21 protein-coding genes and 1 pseudogene are annotated in these 21354 nt (G+C 63.7%); 16 read left to right on the forward strand and 6 right to left on the reverse strand.

The features are described from left to right. Genes cbiE through cobM form a run of 3 tightly spaced genes read left to right on the forward strand, consistent with a single transcriptional unit; the run spans nt 1 to nt 2419 of the window. Complete coding sequence (gene cbiE / locus AC1DLT_RS28695; protein WP_477488997.1) at nt 1-1254, forward strand: precorrin-6y C5,15-methyltransferase (decarboxylating) subunit CbiE; 1254 nt, start codon at nt 1-3, stop codon at nt 1252-1254. After that, the gene (locus AC1DLT_RS28700; RefSeq protein WP_038547158.1) at nt 1251-1637 is read left to right on the forward strand and encodes a cobalamin biosynthesis protein; all 387 of its coding nucleotides are present in this window, start codon (nt 1251-1253) and stop codon (nt 1635-1637) included. Before cbiE ends, AC1DLT_RS28700 begins: the two co-directional genes overlap by 4 nt. Further along, a complete protein-coding gene (gene cobM, locus AC1DLT_RS28705) occupies nt 1634-2419 on the forward strand; it encodes a precorrin-4 C(11)-methyltransferase (protein WP_477488998.1) in 786 nt (261 codons plus the stop codon). Before AC1DLT_RS28700 ends, cobM begins: the two co-directional genes overlap by 4 nt. Here cobM and AC1DLT_RS28710 read toward each other — a convergent pair. Continuing rightward, a complete protein-coding gene (locus AC1DLT_RS28710; RefSeq protein ID WP_477488999.1) occupies nt 2392-3504 on the reverse strand; it encodes a cobalt-precorrin-5B (C(1))-methyltransferase in 1113 nt (370 codons plus the stop codon). The two genes, cobM and AC1DLT_RS28710, sit on opposite strands and share 28 nt — an antisense overlap. Before the next feature lie 53 nt (nt 3505-3557). Between AC1DLT_RS28710 and cobA the strand changes: the two genes are divergently transcribed. From cobA to AC1DLT_RS28750, 8 genes are all read left to right on the forward strand, one after another. Continuing rightward, nucleotides 3558-4337, forward strand: a complete 780-nt coding sequence (gene cobA / locus AC1DLT_RS28715) for a uroporphyrinogen-III C-methyltransferase (protein WP_477484558.1) — start codon at nt 3558-3560, stop codon at nt 4335-4337. Then, the gene (locus tag AC1DLT_RS28720) at nt 4334-5647 is read left to right on the forward strand and encodes a cobyrinate a,c-diamide synthase (protein ID WP_477489000.1); all 1314 of its coding nucleotides are present in this window, start codon (nt 4334-4336) and stop codon (nt 5645-5647) included. Before cobA ends, AC1DLT_RS28720 begins: the two co-directional genes overlap by 4 nt. A 164-nt stretch (nt 5648-5811) precedes the next feature. Continuing rightward, on the forward strand, nt 5812-7005 hold the full coding sequence (gene kynU, locus AC1DLT_RS28725; protein WP_477489001.1) for a kynureninase: 1194 nt from the start codon (nt 5812-5814) through the stop codon (nt 7003-7005). Between the two features lie 4 nt (nt 7006-7009). Continuing rightward, nucleotides 7010-7525: a MarR family winged helix-turn-helix transcriptional regulator gene (locus tag AC1DLT_RS28730; RefSeq protein WP_477489002.1), complete on the forward strand. Its 516-nt coding sequence runs from the start codon at nt 7010-7012 to the stop codon at nt 7523-7525. A gap of 144 nt (nt 7526-7669) precedes the next feature. Next, nucleotides 7670-8818, forward strand: coding sequence for an ABC transporter substrate-binding protein (locus AC1DLT_RS28735; RefSeq protein ID WP_477489003.1), 1149 nt, complete (start codon nt 7670-7672; stop codon nt 8816-8818). A gap of 74 nt (nt 8819-8892) precedes the next feature. Next, the gene (locus AC1DLT_RS28740; protein ID WP_477489004.1) at nt 8893-9927 is read left to right on the forward strand and encodes a branched-chain amino acid ABC transporter permease; all 1035 of its coding nucleotides are present in this window, start codon (nt 8893-8895) and stop codon (nt 9925-9927) included. 3 nt (nt 9928-9930) lie between these two features. Next, nucleotides 9931-11700: a branched-chain amino acid ABC transporter ATP-binding protein/permease gene (locus tag AC1DLT_RS28745; protein ID WP_477489005.1), complete on the forward strand. Its 1770-nt coding sequence runs from the start codon at nt 9931-9933 to the stop codon at nt 11698-11700. After that, the gene (locus AC1DLT_RS28750; protein WP_477489006.1) at nt 11697-12410 is read left to right on the forward strand and encodes an ABC transporter ATP-binding protein; all 714 of its coding nucleotides are present in this window, start codon (nt 11697-11699) and stop codon (nt 12408-12410) included. The genes AC1DLT_RS28745 and AC1DLT_RS28750 overlap by 4 nt, the downstream gene beginning before the upstream one ends. A gap of 27 nt (nt 12411-12437) precedes the next feature. On the opposite strand, the gene AC1DLT_RS28755 is transcribed toward AC1DLT_RS28750, so the two are convergent. Next, nucleotides 12438-14090, reverse strand: a complete 1653-nt coding sequence (locus AC1DLT_RS28755) for a sulfatase-like hydrolase/transferase (RefSeq protein ID WP_477489007.1) — start codon at nt 14088-14090, stop codon at nt 12438-12440. Between the two features lie 27 nt (nt 14091-14117). On the opposite strand from AC1DLT_RS28755, the gene AC1DLT_RS28760 reads away from it, so the two are divergent. Then, nucleotides 14118-15044 carry a lysylphosphatidylglycerol synthase transmembrane domain-containing protein gene (locus AC1DLT_RS28760; RefSeq protein ID WP_477489008.1) on the forward strand — a complete coding sequence of 309 codons (927 nt, stop codon included), beginning with the start codon at nt 14118-14120 and terminating at the stop codon, nt 15042-15044. Between the two features lie 5 nt (nt 15045-15049). On the opposite strand, the gene AC1DLT_RS28765 is transcribed toward AC1DLT_RS28760, so the two are convergent. Together AC1DLT_RS28765 and AC1DLT_RS28770 are read right to left on the reverse strand one after the other, a co-directional pair. After that, nucleotides 15050-15799, reverse strand: a complete 750-nt coding sequence (locus tag AC1DLT_RS28765) for an FkbM family methyltransferase (RefSeq protein WP_477489009.1) — start codon at nt 15797-15799, stop codon at nt 15050-15052. Beyond that, complete coding sequence (locus AC1DLT_RS28770; RefSeq protein WP_477489010.1) at nt 15786-16580, reverse strand: CDP-alcohol phosphatidyltransferase family protein; 795 nt, start codon at nt 16578-16580, stop codon at nt 15786-15788. Before AC1DLT_RS28770 ends, AC1DLT_RS28765 begins: the two co-directional genes overlap by 14 nt. A 219-nt stretch (nt 16581-16799) precedes the next feature. Here AC1DLT_RS28770 and AC1DLT_RS28775 point away from each other — a divergent pair, with 219 nt between their 5' ends. Genes AC1DLT_RS28775 through AC1DLT_RS28790 form a run of 4 tightly spaced genes read left to right on the forward strand, consistent with a single transcriptional unit; the run spans nt 16800 to nt 20034 of the window. Next, nucleotides 16800-17801, forward strand: a complete 1002-nt coding sequence (locus tag AC1DLT_RS28775) for a zinc-dependent alcohol dehydrogenase (protein ID WP_477489011.1) — start codon at nt 16800-16802, stop codon at nt 17799-17801. 12 nt (nt 17802-17813) lie between these two features. Continuing rightward, nucleotides 17814-18212 carry a 6-pyruvoyl trahydropterin synthase family protein gene (locus AC1DLT_RS28780; RefSeq protein ID WP_247033191.1) on the forward strand — a complete coding sequence of 133 codons (399 nt, stop codon included), beginning with the start codon at nt 17814-17816 and terminating at the stop codon, nt 18210-18212. After that, entirely contained in the window at nt 18209-19252 is a 1044-nt protein-coding gene (locus tag AC1DLT_RS28785) for a glycosyltransferase family 4 protein (protein ID WP_477489012.1), read from the forward strand. Before AC1DLT_RS28780 ends, AC1DLT_RS28785 begins: the two co-directional genes overlap by 4 nt. Next, nucleotides 19249-20034: a class I SAM-dependent methyltransferase gene (locus AC1DLT_RS28790; RefSeq protein ID WP_477489013.1), complete on the forward strand. Its 786-nt coding sequence runs from the start codon at nt 19249-19251 to the stop codon at nt 20032-20034. The genes AC1DLT_RS28785 and AC1DLT_RS28790 overlap by 4 nt, the downstream gene beginning before the upstream one ends. Here the strand turns inward: AC1DLT_RS28790 and AC1DLT_RS28795 are convergent. Together AC1DLT_RS28795 and AC1DLT_RS28800 are read right to left on the reverse strand one after the other, a co-directional pair. After that, nucleotides 19993-20820 (reverse strand): RibD family protein, encoded by an 828-nt coding sequence (locus tag AC1DLT_RS28795; protein ID WP_477489014.1) that lies wholly within the window; start codon nt 20818-20820, stop codon nt 19993-19995. The genes AC1DLT_RS28790 and AC1DLT_RS28795 overlap by 42 nt on opposite strands. 231 nt (nt 20821-21051) lie before the next feature. After that, nucleotides 21052-21354 (reverse strand): annotated as a pseudogene (locus tag AC1DLT_RS28800) (methyl-accepting chemotaxis protein); the annotation flags it as partial.

Below are 21354 nucleotides of genomic sequence, written 5' to 3' on the forward strand. Positions count from 1 at the left end.
ATGCCTCCTGAATCAGTTCGGAAACCTTTAAACCAAAGCGGCTGGCTGTCCATCGTCGGCATCGGCGAAGATGGCGTGCCGGGCCTCGGCGACAATGCGCGCGCGGCAATTGCTTCGGCCACCGTGGTCTTCGGCGGCAGGCGGCATCTGGAACTGGCAGCCTCTCTGATCACCGGCGAAGCCCGACCGTGGCCGACACCGTTTGATGCAACAATGCGCGACGTCTTGGCGCTGCGTGGCCAAAAGGTCTGCGTGCTGGCTTCCGGAGACCCCTTCTTCTTCGGCGTCGGCGCCACGTTGTCCCGCCATGTCGCGCCTGAAGAATATACCGCCTATCCTGCCCCCTCGGCCTTTTCGCTGGCCGCCTCAAGGCTTGGCTGGCCGCTGCAGGACATCGAAACGGTGTCATTGCATGGCCGTCCGCTCGATCACATCCGACCGCTGCTGCATCCTGGCCGGCGGATCATTGCACTGACATCCGATGAGAACGGTCCGGCGGCGCTGGCGGAGCTTTTATCCCGCACCGGTTTCGGGCTTTCTCGGATAACTGTCCTGGAATCTCTGGGCGGCGCGGCGGAACGCATCCGTTCGCAGCAGACAGATGAGTTCGCGCTAGTGGATATCCACGTGCTGAATGTCGTCGCCATCGACGTAAAGGCCGAAGCAGGAGCCTTTATTCTCCCGCGCGCTTTCGGACTGGACGACACGCTGTTCGAACATGACGGGCAGATCACCAAGCGTGAAATCCGGGCGCTGACGCTCTCGGCATTGGCTCCGCACCGCGGCGAGTTGCTGTGGGATATCGGCGCCGGATCGGGTTCGATCGGCATCGAATGGATGCTGGCCGACCCTTCCCTTAAGGCAATCGCGATCGAGGCCACCGCCAATCGGGCAGCACGGATCGGACGGAATGCTTTGGCATTCGGCGTGCCAGGCCTGCGCATCGTCGAAGGTGAAGCACCGGCGGCTCTGGCCGGCCTACCGCAGCCGGATGCGATCTTCATCGGCGGCGGCGGCAGCGAGCCCGGCGTTTTCGACACGGCCCTGGAGGTGTTGAAGCCCGGCGGGCGGCTGGTCGCCAATGCCGTGACGCTGGAAATGGAAGCGGTCCTCCTGACAGCGCATGCGAAACTCGGCGGCGAACTGATCCGCATGGAGGTTTCCCGCGCAGCGCCGATCGGCGGCATGTCGGGCTGGAAGCCGGCCATGCCGGTCACCCAATGGAGCTGGACGAAACCCGGAGTGAAACCATGATTGCCGCCGGTCTCGGCTGTCGCAAGGGGACGTCCGCGGAAGCGCTGCTTTCGGCGCTGACTGCCGCCTGTGCCGCGGCGAATATTTCACGTGAATCCGTTTCCGTTCTGGCGACCGGCGAGATCAAGCGGCATGAGCCGGGGATGGTCGCGCTTGCGCAGCGGCTGCGCCTGCCCTTGCAGATTGTCGACGAGGCGGCGCTGAAGCAGGTGGAAGCGCGCACCAGAACAGTTTCGAAACACAGTCTTGCGCAAACGGCCACGCCAAGCCTTTCCGAAGCCGCGGCACTGGCCGCCGCTGGCGAGGCTTCCGAACTGATTGTCGCGCGGCTGATTGCCGATGGCGCCACCTGCGCGCTGGCACGCTCGAAGGACCACTCATGACCGTGCATTTCATCGGCGCCGGACCGGGTGCCGCCGACCTCATCACCGTGCGCGGCCGCGATATTCTCGCCCGCTCGCCGGTCTGCCTTTATGCCGGCTCGATCATGCCGAAGGAACTGCTCGACTATTGCCCGAAGGATGCGCGGATCGTCGATACCGGGTCGCTGTCGCTGGACGATATCGAGGCGGAATACGTGGCGGCCCACAAAGCCGGCCGGGATGTCGCGCGGCTGCATTCCGGCGATCTTTCCGTCTGGAGCGCGGTTGCCGAACAGATCCGCCGGCTGGAGAAGCACGGCATCGACTATACCCTCACTCCCGGCGTGCCCTCCTTTGCCGCCGCCGCGGCGGCTCTGAGGCGGGAGCTGACCATCCCGGAAGTGGCGCAGAGCCTGATTCTCACCCGCGTTTCCGGCCGGGCGTCGAAAATGCCGGATGGGGAGACGCTGGCAGCCTTTGGCGCCACCGGTGCGACGCTGGCAATCCACCTCGCCATCCACGCGCTCGACCGGATCGTCGCGGAATTGACACCGCTTTATGGCGCCGATTGCCCGGTCGCGATCGTGGTACGCGCCTCCTGGCCGGAAGAACGGATCATCCGCGGCACGCTTGCCGATATCGAAGCGAAGCTGGCGGCGGAACCCGCCGAGCGAACTGCGCTGATTTTCGTGGGAAAAGGCCTGGGCGCTGCCGATTTCGTCGAGAGCCAGCTCTACAATGCGGACTATGTGCGCCGCTTCCGTCCCGGCTGGCCTCAGGCCGGCGACAAGGATTCCGAATGATCGGACGGGGTAAACGCGGTCCGGCCGACCAACCGGCCCTCGCGATCGTAGACCAGGATTTCCAGCGCGATCTCGGGCTGTTTGAGCGCCTTGGCGGCGGTCTTCCAGGCGAGCGCGGCAATCCGGTCGCCCAGCGCCAGGCCGTTTTCGCCAGCGAGCGCGAACGCCTGGGATACGGTATTGGCGGCCGCTATCTGCGCCGCAAGCTCATCGCTCGCCCCGGCTTCACCGGCGAGTTTCGCCAGAGCTTCGAGATCGGCCAGTCCGCGCTTGGAATGCACGTCGAGCATGCCCTGCGCCAGCTTGGTCATCTTGGCGACACCGCCGGCGATCGTCACCTTCTGCACCGGATGGTCGCGCAGATATTTCAGCATGCCGCCGACGAAATCGCCCATGTCGATCAGCGCGATCTCGTGCAATCCATGATGCGCCTGCACCGCCTTTTCGGACGTGTTGCCGGTGGCGCCTGCCACATGGTCGAGCCCGGCGGCACGCGCCACGTCGATGCCGCGCCAGATGGAATGGATCCAGGCCGAACAGGAAAAGGGAATGACGATCCCCGTCGTGCCAAGGATCGATATGCCGCCCAGGATTCCGAGCCGGCCGTTGAGCGTCTTCTCGGCGATCTTCTGGCCATCGGCGACGGAAATCTCGACCTCGAAATCGACCTCTTCGCCGGCGACCTCTGCGATCGCCTGGGCGATCATCTTGCGCGGCACCGGATTGATGGCGGGTTCACCGACGGGCAGGGGCAGTCCGGCGCGGGTGACGGTGCCGACGCCTTCGCCGGCCTTGAAGGTGATGCCGCTGCCGACCGCGCCGCGCCGCACAGTGCTCTTGATCAGCGCCCCATGAGTGACGTCCGGGTCATCGCCGGCATCCTTGACGATCCCGGCTCTTGCAAATCCCTCGCCGGTCTCTTCGACGGCGAGCGCGAAGGACGGCGTCTGCCCGCCGGGCAAAGTCACCTCGACCGGATCGGGGAATTTTCCGGAAAGGAGGGCAAGACAAGCCGCCTTGCTTGCCGCCGCCGCACAGGTTCCCGTGGTCCAGCCACGACGAAGGTTCTTGCCATCCACTTCCATGGCCGTTTCTATAGCCCGACCGGGGCCGAGCGTCACCGGTCAAAGGTCCGCATATGAATGAAAGCATCGAAACTATCGTCGCAGCACCCGTCTTCGAGCCCGGCCATGTCTGGCTCGCCGGCGCCGGCCCCGGCCACCCGCGTTACCTGACGCTGGAAGTCGCCGATGCGATCGGCAAGGCGGACGTGATCGTCCACGACGCGCTAGTCTCCGACGGCGTGCTGTCGCTCGCGACGACCGCCGAACTTGTCTTCGTCGGAAAACGCGGCGGCAAACCCTCCGTCGCCCAGGATGACATTACCGGCCTGCTGATCGAACTCGCCCGCAAGGGCCGGCGTGTTCTGCGGCTGAAGGGCGGCGATCCCTTCGTGTTCGGACGCGGCGGCGAGGAAGCGGAAGCGCTTGCCCGAGAAAACATTCCGTTCCGCATCCTGCCGGGCATGACCTCCGCGCTGGCGGCTCTCGCTTCCGCCAACATTCCCGCGACGATGCGGGGGATGAGCCGCGCGATCACGCTTGCGACCGGCCATGCGGCCGGCAGTCCCGGCGACCTGGACTGGAAGGCGCTGGCGAAAACCGGCGAGCCGATCGTCGTTTATATGGGCGTCAGCACGATCGGCACGATCGCCAGGCTGCTGATCGAAGGTGGGCTATCGCCGGAAACGCCGGTCGCGGTGCTGATGGCGGCGACGACGCCGGACGAACGCTCGCTGATTGCAACGCTTGCGACGGTCGAGGCCGAGGTCGTGCGGCAGAAATTCGCTGCGCCCGCCCTGATCGTCATCGGCCGGATCGTCTCCATGCAGGCCGTCTTGTCGGGGGGCAAGTCATGACGGCGCGCGCGCTCATCATCGGTGCGCCGCGCTCCGGCTCCGGCAAGACCAGCGTCACCATCGGCCTGCTGCGCGCCTTTGCCCGCCGCGGCGTCAAGGTGCGCGGCATCAAGACAGGCCCGGATTATATCGATCCGGGTTTTCACGAGGCCGCGACGCATCGGCCGGGCCTCAACCTCGACAGCTGGGCGATGGCGCCGGACCTGCTGCGGCACCTGGCGCGCGGACAGGCGGAGGATGCCGAGCTGCTTCTGATCGAAAGCGCCATGGGCCTTTTCGACGGCATCGTCAGCGAAGAGAACCGTTCGGGCGCTGCCTCCGATCTTGCCCGGCTGTTCCGCCTGCCCGTGCTGCTGGTGCTGGACGTCTCCGGCCAGTCCCAGACCGCCGGCGTGATCGCCTACGGCTTTGCTCATTATGATCCGACCGTGAAAATCGCCGCCTGCGTGCTCAACCGGGCCGGCAGCGAACGGCACAAGAAGCTGTGCGGCGATGCCATCCAGGCGGCCGGGATTCCCGTGGTCGGCACCGTCCTGCGTGATCCCTCGCTGGTTCTGCCCGAGCGGCATCTCGGCCTGGTGCAGGCGAGCGAACACCCGGAAATGGACGCGCATATCGAGCGGCTGGCCGACGCCATGGAAGCCTCGCTCGACCTCGATGCGATCTACGCCGCCGCAAAGCCCTTCAATATTCCCGGCGGTTCGACGGAAAAATCACTGCGTCCGCCCGGCCAGCGGATCGCGCTGGCGCAGGATGCCGCCTTTACCTTCCTCTACCCGCATCTGATGCGCGAATGGCGCTCCGCCGGTGCAGAGGTTGTTCCCTTCTCGCCCCTGGCCGATGAAGCACCGGCTGCCGGCTGCGACGTCTGCTGGCTGCCGGGCGGATATCCCGAACTGCACGCCGGACGGCTTGCCGCTGCCGAGAATTTCAAGACCGGCCTAATGCGATTTGCGGAAACAAAGCCCGTTCACGGAGAGTGCGGCGGCTATATGGTGCTCGGAGAAACGCTGGAGGATGCCGATGGCGTGACGCACGCCATGACCGGTCTCCTGTCCCACCGCACCAGTTTCGCCAAACGCCGGATGAACCTCGGTTACCGGCAGGCGGAGATCGCCGAGAACAGCCCGCTTGGCGGCAAGGGCGATACGATCCGCGGCCATGAATTCCACTATGCCAGCGTTGTTTCACCGGGAACCGACCAGCCGTTTGCGACGATCGCCGACGGTGGCGGCAAGCCGATCGGTCCGACAGGCGGTCGGAGAGGCATGGTCAGCGGCGCCTTTTTCCACGCGATTGCCCGCGGCTGACCGGCAGCGGCTGAAAGCGCCACAATCGCCGTTCGGCGTCCGCCGCCCGCAAATAATCGAATAGGGCGCAAATCTGTCTTGCGTGTCCCTCGCCAGCTTTTAGTCTGGGCTACTCCGGGCTAGACGCCCTTCAGACGATTGGTTTCGAACAGTAAGGTGTTCCGGTGACGGATTTCGAAAAGACCCGCTCGCTCTTCTATCTGCCGGAAGGCGTGATCTATCTCGACGGCAATTCGCTCGGACCGCTGCCGCTTGCCGCCAGGGAACGCGTCGCCAGGCTGATGGCCGACGAATGGGGCGAACTGCTGATCAAGGGCTGGAACAAGGCCGGCTGGATGGCAATGCCACGGCGGATCGGCGACCGGGTGGCCAAGCTGGTCGGTGCGGCAGAAGGCACGGTCGTCATGGGGGACACCCTGTCCATCAAGGTCTACCAGGCGCTCGCTTCAGCATTGGAACTGGTGCCGGAACGCAAGGTCGTATTGTCCGACAGCGGTAATTTTCCGTCCGACCTCTATATGGCACAGGGCCTGATCGGCTCGCTCGGCAAAGGTCTTGAGCTGAAGATCGTCGAGCCGGAAGGGGTCGAAGCCGCGATCGACGAAACCGTCGCCGTGGTCATGCTGACGGAGGTGGACTACCGCACCGGACGGCTGCACGACATGAAGGCGCTGACCGAAAAGGCGCATGCCGCCGGCGCGATCACCGTCTGGGATCTTGCCCATACGGCCGGGGCCCTGCCGGTCGATCTTTCCGGTGCGAACGCGGATTTTGCGGTCGGCTGCACCTACAAGTACCTGAACGGCGGGCCCGGCGCGCCGGCCTTCATCTATGTCGCGCCGCGCCATGCGGACAAGGTGCGGCCGGCGCTGTCCGGCTGGCTGGGGCACGAACAGCCCTTCGCCTTCGATCTCGGTTATCGTCCGGGCGGCGGCATCGACCGCATGCGGGTCGGCACGCCGCCGATCATCGGGCTTGCCGCCTTCGACGCCGCTCTGGACGCCTGGGACGGCGTCGACATGGGAGACCTGCGCCGCCAGTCGATCAAGCTCTGCGATCTGTTCGTCGCGGAAGTCGAAAGGCGCTGCCCGATGCTGAAGCTCGGTTCCCCCCGGGACGGGATGAAGCGCGGCAGCCAGATTTCCTTCCTGCACGATGAAGGCTACGCGATCATGCAGGCCCTGATCGCGCGCGGCGTGATCGGCGATTTCCGCGCCCCGAACGCCATTCGTTTCGGCTTCACGCCGCTCTATATCGGCGAGGCCGAGGTGTTGGGAGCGGTGGATATCCTCGAAGACATCATGACCAATCGCCTCTGGGACACCACCGAATATAGACAGCGGGCGCTGGTGACCTGAGCGGATGACGGAAGAACGGCCCACATCCCCCCGAAAGCTCTCCAAGGTCGTGCCCTACCGGCTCGCGCGCAGCAACGCGGAAATGATGAAGCTCGTCAGCCTGCTTTGCGAAGCCAACGGTTTCAAGCTGAATATCTGGCGGGTCATGTCCGCGATCGGCACCTATCGATCGATCTCGCCGATGGAGATCGGCAAGCTTACGACAATCGACAAGGCGATGGTGTCGCGTGCCATCCGCGAGCTTGTCGATCGCGACCTGATCGACCGCCGCGCCGACGCACGTGATGCGCGATGGGCCCAGATCCAGCTGACGGCGGCAGGAACGGCCGTCTACGAAAAGATGGTGGCCGGCATCGATGCCCTCGAAAAACACATGTTCGGCGATCTGCCGCCCGAAAAGACTGCAGCCTTCATGGAGATGCTCGAACTGATCGAGCGTCGCGCCAAGTCGGCGCGTGAGATGGTGGAATTGAACGGCAAAGCCGGCTTGGCGCGGCTGCTGGGACATGATGCCGAGTGAGACTTCGGCATTCCCGCCGCGTCCAGGCCGGGCCTTCGTAAGCTTTACATAACCATTATCAGAATTGTTTACAAAGAAACAATCTCCCTGTAAACAAATGGCAGGGCGGGAGGAGATCGCCCGCTTTTGTCCTGGGAGGATCCTATGAAGAACCGGTTTTTTGCTGGGATGGCGCCCGTTGCCGCCCTGTCCATGTCCCTATTTGCAAGCGCTGCGCTGGCCGACATCACGATCGGCGTGACCATATCGTCGACCGGCCCGGGTGCGGCGCTCGGCATTCCGCTCAAGAATTCGGTCGAGCTGTGGCCGACCGAAGTGGGCGGAGAAAAGCTGAAGGTCATCGTTCTCGATGACGCCGGCGACCCGTCCATCGCCACCACCAATGCCCGCCGCTTCGTCAACGACGACAAGGTCGACGTGTTGGTCGGCTCGGCACTGACCCCCGCTTCGATCGCCGTCGCCGGCGTAGCGGCTGAAAGCAGCACGCCGCATCTCGGATGCTCGCCGGTTCCGCCGAACATTTCCAAAGGCAAGTGGACCTTCATCATGCCGCAGGATGCCGGCCTGATCGCCAAGAACCTGTTTGCCAAGATGAAGGCCGACGGGGTCAAGACGGTCGGTTATATCGGCTTCTCGGATAGCTATGGCGACCTGTGGATGGGCCAGTTCAAGGCGATCGGCGAACAATACGGTTTGAAGGTCATCGCCGACGAGCGTTATGCCCGTCCCGACACCTCCGTTTCCGGCCAGGTATTGAAACTCGTTGCCGCCCGTCCGGATGCCGTCTTCGTCGGAGCCTCCGGCACCGGCGCCGCGCTGCCGCAGATCGGCCTGCGCGAACGCGGCTTTACCGGCAAGATCTACCAGACCCATGGCGCCGTGACCTTCGATTTCCTGCGCATCGCCGGCAAGGCTGCCGACAACACGATCTTCGCCTCCGGCCCGGCCATGGCGCCGGAAGCCCTGCCGGATACCGCGGAGACCAAGCCGGAAGGCATGGCCTACGTGACGGCCTACGAAAAGAAGTTCGGTCCCGGCACCCGCACCCAGTTCGGCCCACATATCAACGATGCCATGGCCATCCTGAAGAAAGCCATCCCGGTCGCGCTCAAGAAGGCAAAGCCCGGCACGCCGGAATTCCGCGCGGCTCTCCGTGACGCCATCGAAACCGGCGGCCCGTTCCCGGCAAGCCAGGGCGTCTTCAACTTCAAGGCCGACGATCACCTTGGCCTCGACGACCGCGCCGTCGTGCTGTTCACAGCCAAGAACGGCAAGTTCGAAATCACCAAGTAAAGAGCAACTGAACGAGGCCCGGCGTCCGCGCCGGGCCTTTTTGCAGCGTCTTTTCTGTTATCGGGGGAAATTCTTTGGACGCGATGATTGCGACCTTCCTGATCCAGGATGGTGTCACCAACGGCGCGATCTATGCGCTCCTCGGTCTGGCGCTGGTCCTGCTCTTTTCGGTCACGCGGGTGATCTTCATTCCCCAGGGCGAGTTCGTCGCCTATGGCGCGCTGACGCTGGCGCTTCTCGACGGCGGCAAGGTGCCCGCCACCACCTCGCTTCTCGTCTGTTTTGGAGCGATCGCCTTTCTGTTCGATCTCTGGAGCATGCGCCGCGGCACCGATATCCGCACCTTTCTGCGCAGTCTCGCCCTCAACCTGGTGCTTCCGGGCGTCATCTACGGCATCACCGTGGCGCTTGCGCCGCTCGGCCTTCCCTCTGTCGCAAAAGCCCTGCTGACCATCCTGATCATCACGCCCATGGGCGCCTACATCTACCGGATCGCCTATCGGCCGCTTGCCGATGCTTCCGTGCTCGTCCTGCTGATCGCTTCGATCGGCGTGCATCTCGCCATGATGGGGCTTGGCCTCGTCTTCTTCGGCGCCGAGGGCCTGCGTGCCGAACCGCTCGCGAACGACAACTACACGATCGGCTCGTTGATGGTGAGCGCCCAGAGCCTCTGCATCTACGGTGCGACGATCGCGATCATCGTCGGCCTCTACCTGTTCTTCGAGCGGACGCTGCTCGGCAAGGCTTTGCGCGCCACCGCCGTCAACCGGCTCGGCGCCCGACTGGTCGGCGTTCGCACCCATCTGACCGGCATCACCGCCTTCACGCTGGCCGCCGCGATCGGCGCCGTTTCAGGCGTGCTGATTGGCCCGATCACCACGATCTATTATGACACCGGCTTCCTGATCGGGCTCAAGGGCTTCGTGGCGGCGATCATTGGCGGGCTTGCGAGTTTCCCGATCACCGCGATCGCGGCAATCGGTGTCGGGCTGGTCGAATCCTTCTCTTCCTTCTTTGCCAGCAGCTTCAAGGAAGTCATCGTCTTCGGGCTCATCATTCCCGTTCTGATCTGGCTGTCGCTGAGCGGCAGTTTCCACGAGGAGGAGTGAGCGATGAAGATCGAGCGTTTGCTTCCCGGCCTTGCCGGCATCGTTTTCCTGGCGGTCATCCCTCTCCTGCCGGTGCCGCCGTTCTGGCTGACGATCCTCAACAATATCGGCCTCGCCTCTCTGGTGACGATTGGCCTCGTGCTGCTGACCGGCGTCGGCGGCCTCACCTCGTTCGGCCAAGCGGCCTTCTGCGGTTTCGGCGCCTATACGACTGCCGTGTTGAGCACGAATTACGGCTTTTCGCCCTGGCTGACCCTGCCGCTGTCGCTGATCGTCGGGGCGTTGACCGCCCTGCCGCTCGGCCTCATCACCGTGCGCCTTTCCGGCCATTTCCTGCCGCTCGGCACGATCGCCTGGGGCCTGGCGCTCTATTATCTGTTCGGCAAGATCGACCTCCTCGGCCGTTATGACGGCATTTCCGGCATCCCGCCGGTCGAAGTCGCCGGATATCGTTTCCTGAGCGACGGATCGATCTATTACCTCATCTGGTTCTTCGTGATTGCGGTCGCGATCGGCGCGAAAAACCTGCTCGACTCGCGGATCGGCCGCGGCATCCGGGCACTGCGTGGCGGCGGCCAGGCGGCGGAAGCGTTCGGCGTCAACATCGTCCGCGCCAAGCTCACCGTTTTCGTGTTTGCCGGCGTGGTCGCGGCCCTTTCCGGTTGGCTCTACGCCCATATGCAGCGCTCGGTGAACCCGACGCCGTTCGGGCTCAGCATGGGCATCGAATATCTGCTGATGGCCGTGGTCGGCGGCTCCGGCCATGTCTGGGGGGCAATCTTCGGTGCCAGCATCGTGCTGATCATGAAGGACGTGCTGCAGCGTTTCCTGCCGGACCTGATCGGCACGACCGCCAATCTGGAAATGGTCGTTTTCGGCATCCTGCTGGTGGTGATCCTGCAACTCGCCCGGGACGGCCTCTGGCCATTCGTCTTGAAACTCCTGCCGAAGCGGCCCGGGCGGCCTCTGCCCACCTCCGACGACAAGCTTGCCAAACGAACGCTCGCGCCGGCCGGATCGTCGCTGATCAAGGTGCAGAAGGCGCGAAAAGCCTTCGGTGGCCTGGTGGCGGTCAACGATGTCAGTTTCGAAGTGCGCGCCGGCCAGGTCGTCGGCCTGATCGGGCCGAACGGCGCCGGCAAGAGCACGACCTTCAACCTCATCACCGGCCTCGCTTCATTGACCAGCGGATCGGTTTTCTACGAAGGCCAGCCTATGACCGGCGACAGCCCGCGCGAAGTCGCCAAACACGGCATCGCCCGCACCTTCCAGCACGCAAAGATCCTGCCGGACATGTCGGTGCTGGAAAACGTCGCGCTGGGCGCGCATCTGCGCGGCTCGGCCGGTGTCTTCAGGAGCTTTCTGCGGCTGGAGCGCAGGCAGGAGGCGACGCTGCTGGCCGAAGCCGCCTTCCAGCTCGAACGCGTCGGGCTCGGCGCCTATCGCGACCGGCCGGCCGGCGATCTGGCGCTCGGCCAGATCCGCATCCTCGAAATTGCCCGTGCCCTGTCCGCCGACCCGGCCGTGCTGCTACTCGACGAACCCGCGGCGGGCCTGCGTCACGGTGAAAAACAGGAGCTCGCCAACCTCTTGAAGAAGCTGCGCGAAGAGGGCGTCAGCGTGCTCCTCGTCGAACACGACATGGGCTTCGTCATGGGTCTGGTCGACCATCTCGTGGTGCTCGATTTCGGCACCCTGATCGCCGAAGGCAAGCCGGCGGACGTGCGCAAACATCCGGCGGTCGTCGCCGCCTATTTGGGAGGTGTCGTATGAGCGGAAACCTGCTTGAGCTCTCCGACATCCACGTCTCCTACGGCCGCGCCGAGGTGCTGCACGGCATATCGATGAGCATGAAGCCCGGCAGCATCGTCACCGTGATCGGTGCAAACGGCGCCGGCAAATCGACGCTCCTTAACGCCATCATGGGCATCGTCCCCTCCTCCGGCACGATCGTCTACGACGGCGCGCCGGTGCCGCGCTCGGTCGAAGGCCGCGTCGCCACCGGCCTCTGCCTCGTGCCAGAAAAGCGCGAACTGTTCGCCACCATGTCGGTCGAGGACAATGTCGAGCTCGGCGGATTCCTGCGCAGCGCCGCTGAGCGCGCCGAGACGCGCGAGGACGTCTATACGCGTTTCCCGCGCCTGGCCGAACGCCGCAAGCAGCTGGCCGGCACGCTTTCCGGCGGCGAGCGGCAGATGCTGGCGCTTGGCCGCGCCCTGATGAGCCGGCCGCGCTTGCTGCTGCTCGACGAGCCGAGCCTGGGCCTTGCGCCGAAGATCGTTATCGACATCCTCAACATCGTCTCGGAACTGCGAAAGACCGGTGTCTCGATCCTGCTCGTCGAGCAGAATGCCCGCGCCGCGCTCGAAATCGCCGACGAGGGTTATCTGGTCGAACTCGGCGAAGTCCGCCTTTCCGGTCCGGCAAGCGAAATGGCGGTCAATCCGGCACTGATGGAAAGTTATCTCGGCACCCATTCCTGATGAGGCAACTCGGCCTGACACGGTCGATCAATCGAAACTCTCGACGAGCTTCCGGCGGAATTCGTCCATGCGATAGACCGGGGTGGATGGCAGCGGGATCATGCCCTTCTGCCAGTTCCAGCCGTCGAGGCGTTTCAGGAGGTCCGGATTGCCGGTGACGATATGCATCGGCACGTCACGCGAGGCCCCTTCGTCGGTAACGATCGACGCCGGCTGGTGATCGCCGAGCAGGATGAACAGTGTGTTCTTGCCATAACGTGCCATGTAGGAGCCCAGCGTTTCGAGCGTGTAGTCGATCGAGGTGAGATATTGCGCCCGCACGCGGTTGGGATCGGCCCAGACGACTGAAGGCGGATCGCCGCTTTCCGCCTGCGCATTAAAGACGGCGCCATCGCCGATCCGGTCCCAGTCGACCAACGAGGGAAGCGGTGTCCAGGGTGCGTGGCTGGAGATCAGGGCCATTTCCGCCATGACCGGTTTATGGCCGAGCTCGTCACGTGCCTGCCGCTCCAGCCTCTCGAAGGCCTCGAGCGTGAACTGATCCGGCATCGTCACCCAGTTGAAGGGTTTGCCGCGATAGCCGAGCCCCGCGGCGGCATGGATGCTGTCGTAGCCGAAATAACCGGCTTCCGGCCAGTCGAGCGTGATCGCCGGCATCACCGCCGTGGTGCGCCAGCCGGAGGAACGGAAGAGGTTGTTGAGGCTCGTCCGCTCGCTGGTAATCAGCCGGTCGTAACGACCCTGATTGTCGACCCAGAGACCGGAGAGCAGCGTACCATGCGCCAGCCAGCTGATGCCGCCGACCGTCGGCGAGGTGAGCCAGCCGCTGCGGGCCTGCAGGCCTGCAGCCCCGATCTCCTTCTCCACGGACGTCAGCCGGTTGTCGATGACCGTCGCGTAACGCGGATCTTCGATCGCGCTGCGGCCATAGGATTCGACGAACACCAGCACGACATCGGTGCCGGCAAGCGCCGAGAAATGCGGCCCGGCGGCGACCGGATCCTGCTTCAACTCGCCCTCGAACCGGGCGAGATCGGCAATCGAATCCTTCACCATGGCGATGCGGTTGACGAAATAGGAAGCGGCATCAGCCTCGACGCCGAGGCTGCGTCGATCGTCATTTTGGACTGCAAGCGCCACCAGGCCGATCAACAGAACCGCACCGGAGACGAGAGCGGACTTGCGCCGGGCTCCCCCCGAAAGGCGACGGAAACCGCCAAGCGACCAATAAAGGGCGACGGCGACAACCACCCATGCCAGAAGCCCCGCACAGATGATCCCGACCGCCTTCGTAAGGCCGACGGAACCGCTCAGGAGATTCCAGCCGTCGGTGAGGATCTTGAGGTCAAGATAAGGATTGAACGGTCGCTGGAAGGCGGTGCCGGTGCCAATATCTGCAAGCTTCAGGAACAGCATTGCGGCAAGCAGCAGGGTGACCACCCCGCGCAGAAGGGAAAAACCGAGACCTGCCAGCACGGAAGCCAGCAACGCAACTGCGGCCACTTCCAGCGGAAACCTGATCTCGGAAAAATCGGTAAAGTCGGAAGGAAGCGCCAGGATTGCCGCAACGATCGCCAGCGCGATCGTGATCCTCAGAAATGGCAGTCTATTTGCCTTGCGTTGCGCGATATGCCCTATTCTGTCGATGTCACTCTGGCGAAAGGGCCGAAACTCGTTCATGCGTTGCTCCTGCAAAACCTTCGGCCCATGCGTTTTCTGAAACTTATAGGCTTATCTGCAGCCTTCGCACTTCTCATTGCCGTGATCCTGCGCTTCGATCCGAATCGGATTGTCGCAAGCCTTGCCTCGGCCGATCCGAGCCACGTGGGCGCCGGGCTTCTTCTGGCGCAGGTGCAGATCGTTCTTTCCGCGCTCCGCTGGCGGTTCACGGCGGCGCGGCTGGGCCAGCACCTAGGCGTCGGCCAGGCGATCGGCGATTATTATCTCGGAACGTTGATCAACCAGCTTCTGCCGGGGGGTGTGGCCGGCGATGCCGTGCGCGCCATCCGCAACCGGGCTCATGGTGATGGCGGCTGGAAAGTGCCGGCGCAGGCCGTGATCTTCGAGCGGATCGCCGGACAAGGCGTGTTTTTTCTGATCGCCACCATCGGCGTCATGCTCTGGCCGCTTCTTGGCGGAGCGATGATTCCGGAGGAGCTGCGCCACCTTCTCTCCGGTTTCGCGTTTATCGTCGCCGGGTTGGTCTTCGTGTGTCTGTTGCTACTCCGCTTCCCGCCGCGCCGCATCCGACCTCAGCTTGAAGGGCTGAAGTCCGCGCTGGCGCAGGTCTTCTTGCAGGACGGAGCCTGGATAATGCAGACGCTATTCAGCATCGTCATCGTCGCAAGCTATATCGCAATGTTCATGCTCGCTTCAGCAGCCGTCGGCTCGCCTTTGCCCGCGCTCGCGGCGGTCACCGCAATTCCGCTCTGTCTGCTCACGATGCTGATCCCTGCGACCATTGCCGGCTGGGGCGCCAGGGAGGCGGCAGCGGCGGCGCTCTGGCCGCTCTTCGGTTACCCCGCCTCCAATGGCGTCGCCGCCAGCATCCTCTACGGAATTCTGGCGCTTGTCGGCGCAGCACCCGGGCTGGCGTTCATTTTCGTCGCGCTGCTCAAGAGGCGAAAGCGTTAAAATCGTTAGGGCTTCAGCCGTGCATAGATATCGCCGGAAAACGTCTGGCCGGAAAGACCGGCAATCTCCGCCAGCATCGCGTCGGCGGCAATCCACTCTTGATGGACGAGCCGATGCCGCTCGCCCTCAACCCGGTTGAAGCGATAGGGACCAAGCTTCCGCAGATGCCCGACTGCCCCCTCGGCGATTTCCATCGTCGCGGGGATATACTCGAAGGCGATCAGTGGGATGGAATGATGTAGCCCGGCGATGATATCCGCTTCCGCGCCCTCCACATCAATCTTGCAGAAGGCAGGCAGCCCGTATTCTTCGACCAGCGCATCGAGCGTCGTCATCTCCACACGTTCGACCCTATCCCATGTGACATTGCGAAAACCGGAGGTCTTTCCGACTTTCGAAATCCAGGACGAGGAGATGCTCGTCACGGTCGGGTGGCGGCTGGAAATATGCAGGTCGACATTGCCTGGTTCCTTGCCGACTGCCTTGCGCAACAACGTCAATTCTTCGCCGGCAAAGGATCTGGCGATGAAGTCCGCAAACAACGGCTGCGGCTCCAGCGCGACGATCCTGGCACCGAGCGACAGAAGCGTGCGGCTTCGGCTGCCGGCATGGGCGCCGATATCGAACACCAGATCGCCCTTGCGGATCAGGTCCGCATAAAGCCGCTTTAGTGAAGAACGCCGCCAAGGCTGGCCGTAATAGATCAGCAGCGAGCGCGTGAGGCCAAGGAAAGCGGAAAAATCAGGTCGCGGCATGGTGGTTCTTGCTTGCACTCACCAGGAAGATCACGTCGACGGCGAAGGAATAGGTGAGCGAGGCAAGAGCCCCGGCCGCAAGCAGGGTGGAGACCGGCATCGTAACGACCGGAAACAACATCAGACAGAGCGCCACGCCCTGCACGACGCAGATCGCCTTGCGGCGCATCGAATGAGGCAGTTCGCCCTTGAGCGCCGGAAACACCGCCTGCGCCCCGACATAGGCATAACGCATCAGGCCGATCAGCAGGACCCAAAGTCCCGCCTTGCCCAGCAGCACGGCCGCGAGCGAGAGAAAAAAGATCAGCAGCGCATCCACTTCCATGTCGAAACGGGCACCGAATTGCGAGGCTGTGCCGGTCTGGCGGGCGAGAAAACCGTCGACGCCGTCCAGCGCCAGCGCGAAAGCGATCACGAAGCCGAGCAGCCACAGTGCGCTCTGGTCGAGATCCACGCCGAATTGCGGCGACGCCAGCACCATCCCGGCCAATACTGCCGTGAGCGCGGCACGGATGGTCGTCACGATATTGGCAACGCCAAAACGGCCATGGCTGTGCGCGTGAAGATTGCCGAGCGCGATGGCTGAAATCACTGCATAGACGATGAAGGCGCAGCCGGCCGCGGCCGTATCGATGCCGAGCCAGTCGCCCAGGAAATGCATCGCCGCAACGAGCGCGGCAGCGACGGTCATGGTCACCGCATAGGCATCCAGGGAGAGCAAGCGATAAGCCCTGCGCGCCGCCTGGCGATCCAGCGGCCCGGCATTCATCCAGTCAGCCATCGGACATGCCTTCCTCGTCCCAGGGATGATATGAAACATTCATGACGCTCTCCTCACAGGCACTACATGGAGAAGAATACGGAGCGCAGCAAAGGCCGGATCCGCAAAACCGGTGTCAAATAAACGTGATAGCGATGTCGACCTCTCGCACAACGACTCCCTTGCCGTCATCGTTGAAGCCTCTAGGTCTGGATTGTTGTGGCGTGAAAGGTGTGATGCGTGACAAGGCGTGAGACAGCCCCCAATGCGGCAACGCAAAAGGACGGAAGAGCCCTCTGGATCGAGGAGACAGGCCGTTGCGCGCTTCGGCAGGAGAAATTGCCGGCGGAGTGCGAAGGCGAGGTTGTCGTCCGCACGCTTTATAGCGGCATCAGCCGCGGCACCGAATCGCTGGTCTTCGCCGGACAGGTGCCGGAAAGCGAATACGAGCGCATGCGCGCACCGCATCAGGCAGGCCGGTTTCCCTTCCCGGTGAAATACGGCTATGCCGCCGTCGGAATTGTCGAAGAAGGGCCGGAACGTCTCGTCGGCAGAACTATCTTCTGCCTGCATCCCCATCAGGACCGTTTTCGGGTGCCCGTTTCGGCTATTCACCCGCTTGCCGACGGTTTACCCCCGCACCGTGCCGTGCTGGCTGCCAATATGGAAACCGCGCTCAATATCACCTGGGACGCGAGCATCCAGCCGGGTGACCGCGTGGCCGTTTTCGGCGCCGGCGTCGTCGGGCTTCTGGTCGCCTACCTTGCCTCGCGGATCATCGGCACCGAGGTGGTGATTTCCGATATCGAGCCGGAGCGCGCCGGAACCGCTAAGGCTCTCGGTCTTCGATTTTCGTCTGCCGATGATGTGCCCCATGATTGCGACGTGCTGGTCAATGCTTCCGCTTCGGCCGACGCTCTGGCAACGGCGCTCGATCATGCCGGTTTCGAAGCCCGGGTTATCGAAGCGAGCTGGTATGGAGAAAAGCACGTGGAGATCCCGCTTGGGCATGCTTTTCATGCCAAGCGCCTGTCCATCGTCAGCTCGCAGGTCGCCTCGCTGCCGCCCGGGCGGCGCGCCCGCTGGGACACGAGGCGCCGCATGAGCAAGGCACTCCAGCTTCTCGGCGACGACCGGCTCGACCATCTGATTTCGGGCGAAACACCGTTCGAAACCATCGCCGCCGATTATGCCGACATTATCGGCTCGGCCACCACGCTCTGCCATCGCATCAAATACTGAAGGAAATCCCACATGTTCGCCGTCGAAGTCCGTGATCACATCATGATCGCGCATAGTCTTCCCCGCCCGGTTTTCGGCCCCGCCCAAGGCATGCATGGGGCAACCTTCGTGGTCGACGCCGCCTTCTTCACCAGCGATCTGGACGAGAACGGGCTTGCGGTGGATATCGGGCTGGCGTCCGAGGTGCTGAAGGACGTGCTGGCGCCGCTCAACTATCAGAACCTCGACACGCTGGAGATTTTCGCCGGCAAGGTGACGACGACAGAATTCCTCGCCAAGCACATTTTCGACCGCATCGCCGATGCCATCCGGAACGGCCGGCTCGGTGAGGGCGGTGCGCGCATCCGCAAACTGCGGGTCATGCTGCACGAATCACACACCGCCCGCGGCTGGTTCGAGGCCGAGCTGTGAGCCGCGATCTTGTCCTTGCCTATCCCGGCGACCTCGAAACCCGCACCGGTGGTTATGGCTATGATCGGCGTGTCGTCGCGGCCCTTACCGATCTCGGCTGGAATGTCGAACTGATCTCCCTCGGCGACGGCTTTCCAGATCCGAACGCGAAACAGCTCGACGATGCGGGGCGGATGCTCTCCGGCCTTGCCGATGACAGCCTTGTGTTGGTCGACGGCCTGGCTTTCGGCATGATGGACGAATGGGCCGGGCGCGAAGCGAAACGCCTGAAGATAATGGCGCTCGTGCATCACCCGCTGGCACTGGAGACGGGGCTCGACAGCAAGCAGCAAGAAGCTGCGGCCGCCCGGGAGAAGGCTGCTCTGGCGCACACCCGCGGCGTTATCGTCACATCGCATGCCACCGCTGCGGAACTCGCCGCCAACTACTCCATCCCTGCAGAAAAGATCACGGTCGCCATCCCGGGCATGGATCCGGCGCCGCTGGCCGTCGTTGGCGGCGATCCGCCTCTGATCCTCAGCGTCGGCACGCTGACCCACCGCAAAGGCCACGACATACTGATTTCTTCGCTCGAAAAGCTGCGCGATCTGCGATGGATCTGCCGCATCGTCGGCAGCAAGCTGCTCGTTCCCGGCGTCGCTGCAGAACTCGAACGCCAGGTCGCCCAATCCGGGCTCGGGGGTCGCATCGAGCTCGCCGGCCAGATCGACGACACACGCTCCGAATTTGCCAAGGCCGACATCTTTGCGCTCGCAAGCCGTTATGAAGGTTATGGAATGGTGTTTGCCGAGGCGCTCGCCCAAGGCCTGCCGATCGTCGGCTGCGCGACGGGGGCCGTGCCGGATGTCGTACCGGAAAGCGCCGGCTTTCTCGTGCCCCCGGACGACCCGGGCGCTTTTGCCGCCGCTCTGCGACGGCTGCTGGAGGAGCCCGAAACCCGTATTTCGATGGCCGATGCCGCCGCAATCGCCGGTGCCAAGCTTCCGTCCTGGCGGGATACCGCCGCCGTCATCTCCGATTTTCTGGAACGAGCGTCATGAGCGGCTTCGACAGGGATTGGCTGGCGCTGCGCGAACCTGTGGATGGTCGCGCACGGGACGCGGATTTGCTGGCAGCGACGATCCAATCCCTCCAAAGCGTCTCTGCCCCGACGATCCTCGATATCGGCTGCGGTACCGGCTCGACCTTCCGCGCGCTTTCGCCAAAACTTCAAAAACCGGTGCGGTTTCGGCTTTTCGACGACGATCAGCGGCTTCTGGACGAAGCCCATCGCTTGCATGGCGAGGCCGTCGAGATTATTCGGGGCGACCTCAACGAGATCGAAACGCTGCCGCTCGCCGATGTCGGCCTCGTGACCGCCTCCGCTCTCTTCGATCTCTGTTCCGAACAGTTCATCCGCCGTTTCGTCGCCCACATTTCACAAAGGGGCGCCAGCCTCTATGCCGCGCTCAACTATGACGGCCGGATGCGCTGGTCGAAACCACACCCGCTTGACGAGACCGTGGTTGCGAACTTCAACGCACACCAGTTGAGCGACAAGGGTTTTGGACTTTCGCTTGGACCCCGGGCGTGGGCGACGCTGGCCGATTGTCTCGGGGAGAGCGGCTACACGGTGACGACGGCTGAAAGCCCATGGGCGATGACCGTAAGCGATCGCGACCTGCAGCGTCTTTTCCTCGACGGTATGGTGCGTGCAGTCTATGAATATGGCCAGCTCGACGAGAGCGAACTCCGCGACTGGGCCGATTTCCGGCGGAAAATGGTCGATCGCGAAGGCAGCCTATGCCAGGTCGGCCATCAGGACATCCTCGCGATCCGCTGAGGCGGCCACCTGCTGCGCTTCAATGCGGAAATTGCAGTCGAATACGATATCCGTGCCGATATTGTAGACCTGAACCTCCGGCCGGCGGGCCTCCGACAACCGGTCGATCGGCGAAAGCCGGATACCCGCGGGGCCCGAGCCGATGATGATCGGCGCGACCGAGACATGCAGCCGGTCGATCAGGTGTGCATCGACGAAGCGGGAAATCGTAGTTGCGCCGCCTTCGACCAAAACGGTCGTCAGGCCGCGTTCGGCGAGCGCGGCAAGAATATCCCGCGGAGCAAGTCCTCCATCCGCCTGGCGCGGCAGCCGGATGGTCCGATACCGGACGTTGCGGAGAGGAACGTCGTCGGCCTGCATGACGTGCACGGGCGCGCCGCCGTCATGCAGCATCTTGGCCCGCTCGGGCATGCGGCCATTGCAATCCACCACGACGCGCACCGGGTTCCTGCCGCTGACGGCACGAACCGAAAGACTGGGATTGTCGGCAACGACCGTCCCGACCCCGATGATCACTGCATCCACCAGCGCCCGGCACCGGTGCAGATGGGCAATCCCATCACAGCCGGACACATCCTGGGCATCGCCGGTCGGCGTTGCGACGCGGCCGTCCAGAGACTGGCCGACCTGGGCCAGAACCAGCGGCCCGCCACGGACCGCGATCGGCCTGTAGAGCGAGAGACCGGAACCATCGACATCGGCGGAGAGCGCCACCGGGCGCAGGGATCCTTCGCGAAGCGAAAGCAGATGCTGCCACAGTTCCTCGGTCATCCTCACTGATCGCATGTCCGCCTCGTCTTCCGGCCGAAAATGAAGAATGCCGGCACCTTCAAAAGGTTCCCCGCCCGCCCATTCTCCCGTGACTGTAATACGGCGAAAAATTTCACCGGATCAACATTCCGTCAATGCTCCGCTGAAAATTGCTGCAGCCTGACCTTGCCCCAAATAAAAAACCGCCGGATCCTTCGACCCGGCGGTTCCTCCGTCCCCTGTATGGGCCCACGTCTGGGATTGGCGTCAGCTGGCGCGGCGCATCTTCTGGGCGACGCGGTTGAGGCTGCCGGCGCCGGCATTGTAGCCGGTGTCCTGGTTGGCGTTGATGCGGAAGCTGCTGATCAGGTTCAAGAGTTCGTCGGTATCGGCGGCAAGCGCCTCGGCCGAGGCGGTCGTCTCTTCCGCCATCGCCGCATTGTGCTGGGTCGCCGCGTCGAGCTGGTTCAGCGACGACGAGATCGAGCGCAGCGTGGTGTCCTGTTCGGAGGCCGAATGGGCGATCTTGCCGACGATGTCGCTCGCCGCCTTCACCTGGTTGGAGATCCG

The organism is Neorhizobium sp. 05N33 (assembly GCF_056397445.1).

What these genes read in the sequence shown, in the direction of transcription:
- AC1DLT_RS28735 (WP_477489003.1), top strand. Translation starts at nt 7,670, where the DNA reads ATGAAGAACCGGTTTTTTGCTGGGATGGCGCCCGTTGCCGCCCTGTCC.
- cobA (WP_477484558.1), top strand. Translation starts at nt 3,558, where the DNA reads ATGAATGAAAGCATCGAAACTATCGTCGCAGCACCCGTCTTCGAGCCC.
- AC1DLT_RS28720 (WP_477489000.1), top strand. Translation starts at nt 4,334, where the DNA reads ATGACGGCGCGCGCGCTCATCATCGGTGCGCCGCGCTCCGGCTCCGGC.
- AC1DLT_RS28700 (WP_038547158.1), top strand. Translation starts at nt 1,251, where the DNA reads ATGATTGCCGCCGGTCTCGGCTGTCGCAAGGGGACGTCCGCGGAAGCG.
- AC1DLT_RS28795 (WP_477489014.1), bottom strand. Translation starts at nt 20,820, where the DNA reads ATGCGATCAGTGAGGATGACCGAGGAACTGTGGCAGCATCTGCTTTCG.
- AC1DLT_RS28745 (WP_477489005.1), top strand. Translation starts at nt 9,931, where the DNA reads ATGAAGATCGAGCGTTTGCTTCCCGGCCTTGCCGGCATCGTTTTCCTG.
- AC1DLT_RS28790 (WP_477489013.1), top strand. Translation starts at nt 19,249, where the DNA reads ATGAGCGGCTTCGACAGGGATTGGCTGGCGCTGCGCGAACCTGTGGAT.
- AC1DLT_RS28780 (WP_247033191.1), top strand. Translation starts at nt 17,814, where the DNA reads ATGTTCGCCGTCGAAGTCCGTGATCACATCATGATCGCGCATAGTCTT.
- AC1DLT_RS28760 (WP_477489008.1), top strand. Translation starts at nt 14,118, where the DNA reads ATGCGTTTTCTGAAACTTATAGGCTTATCTGCAGCCTTCGCACTTCTC.
- AC1DLT_RS28765 (WP_477489009.1), bottom strand. Translation starts at nt 15,799, where the DNA reads ATGCCGCGACCTGATTTTTCCGCTTTCCTTGGCCTCACGCGCTCGCTG.
- AC1DLT_RS28755 (WP_477489007.1), bottom strand. Translation starts at nt 14,090, where the DNA reads ATGAACGAGTTTCGGCCCTTTCGCCAGAGTGACATCGACAGAATAGGG.
- AC1DLT_RS28710 (WP_477488999.1), bottom strand. Translation starts at nt 3,504, where the DNA reads ATGGAAGTGGATGGCAAGAACCTTCGTCGTGGCTGGACCACGGGAACC.
- AC1DLT_RS28750 (WP_477489006.1), top strand. Translation starts at nt 11,697, where the DNA reads ATGAGCGGAAACCTGCTTGAGCTCTCCGACATCCACGTCTCCTACGGC.
- cbiE (WP_477488997.1), top strand. Translation starts at nt 1, where the DNA reads ATGCCTCCTGAATCAGTTCGGAAACCTTTAAACCAAAGCGGCTGGCTG.
- cobM (WP_477488998.1), top strand. Translation starts at nt 1,634, where the DNA reads ATGACCGTGCATTTCATCGGCGCCGGACCGGGTGCCGCCGACCTCATC.
- AC1DLT_RS28770 (WP_477489010.1), bottom strand. Translation starts at nt 16,580, where the DNA reads ATGGCTGACTGGATGAATGCCGGGCCGCTGGATCGCCAGGCGGCGCGC.
- AC1DLT_RS28730 (WP_477489002.1), top strand. Translation starts at nt 7,010, where the DNA reads ATGACGGAAGAACGGCCCACATCCCCCCGAAAGCTCTCCAAGGTCGTG.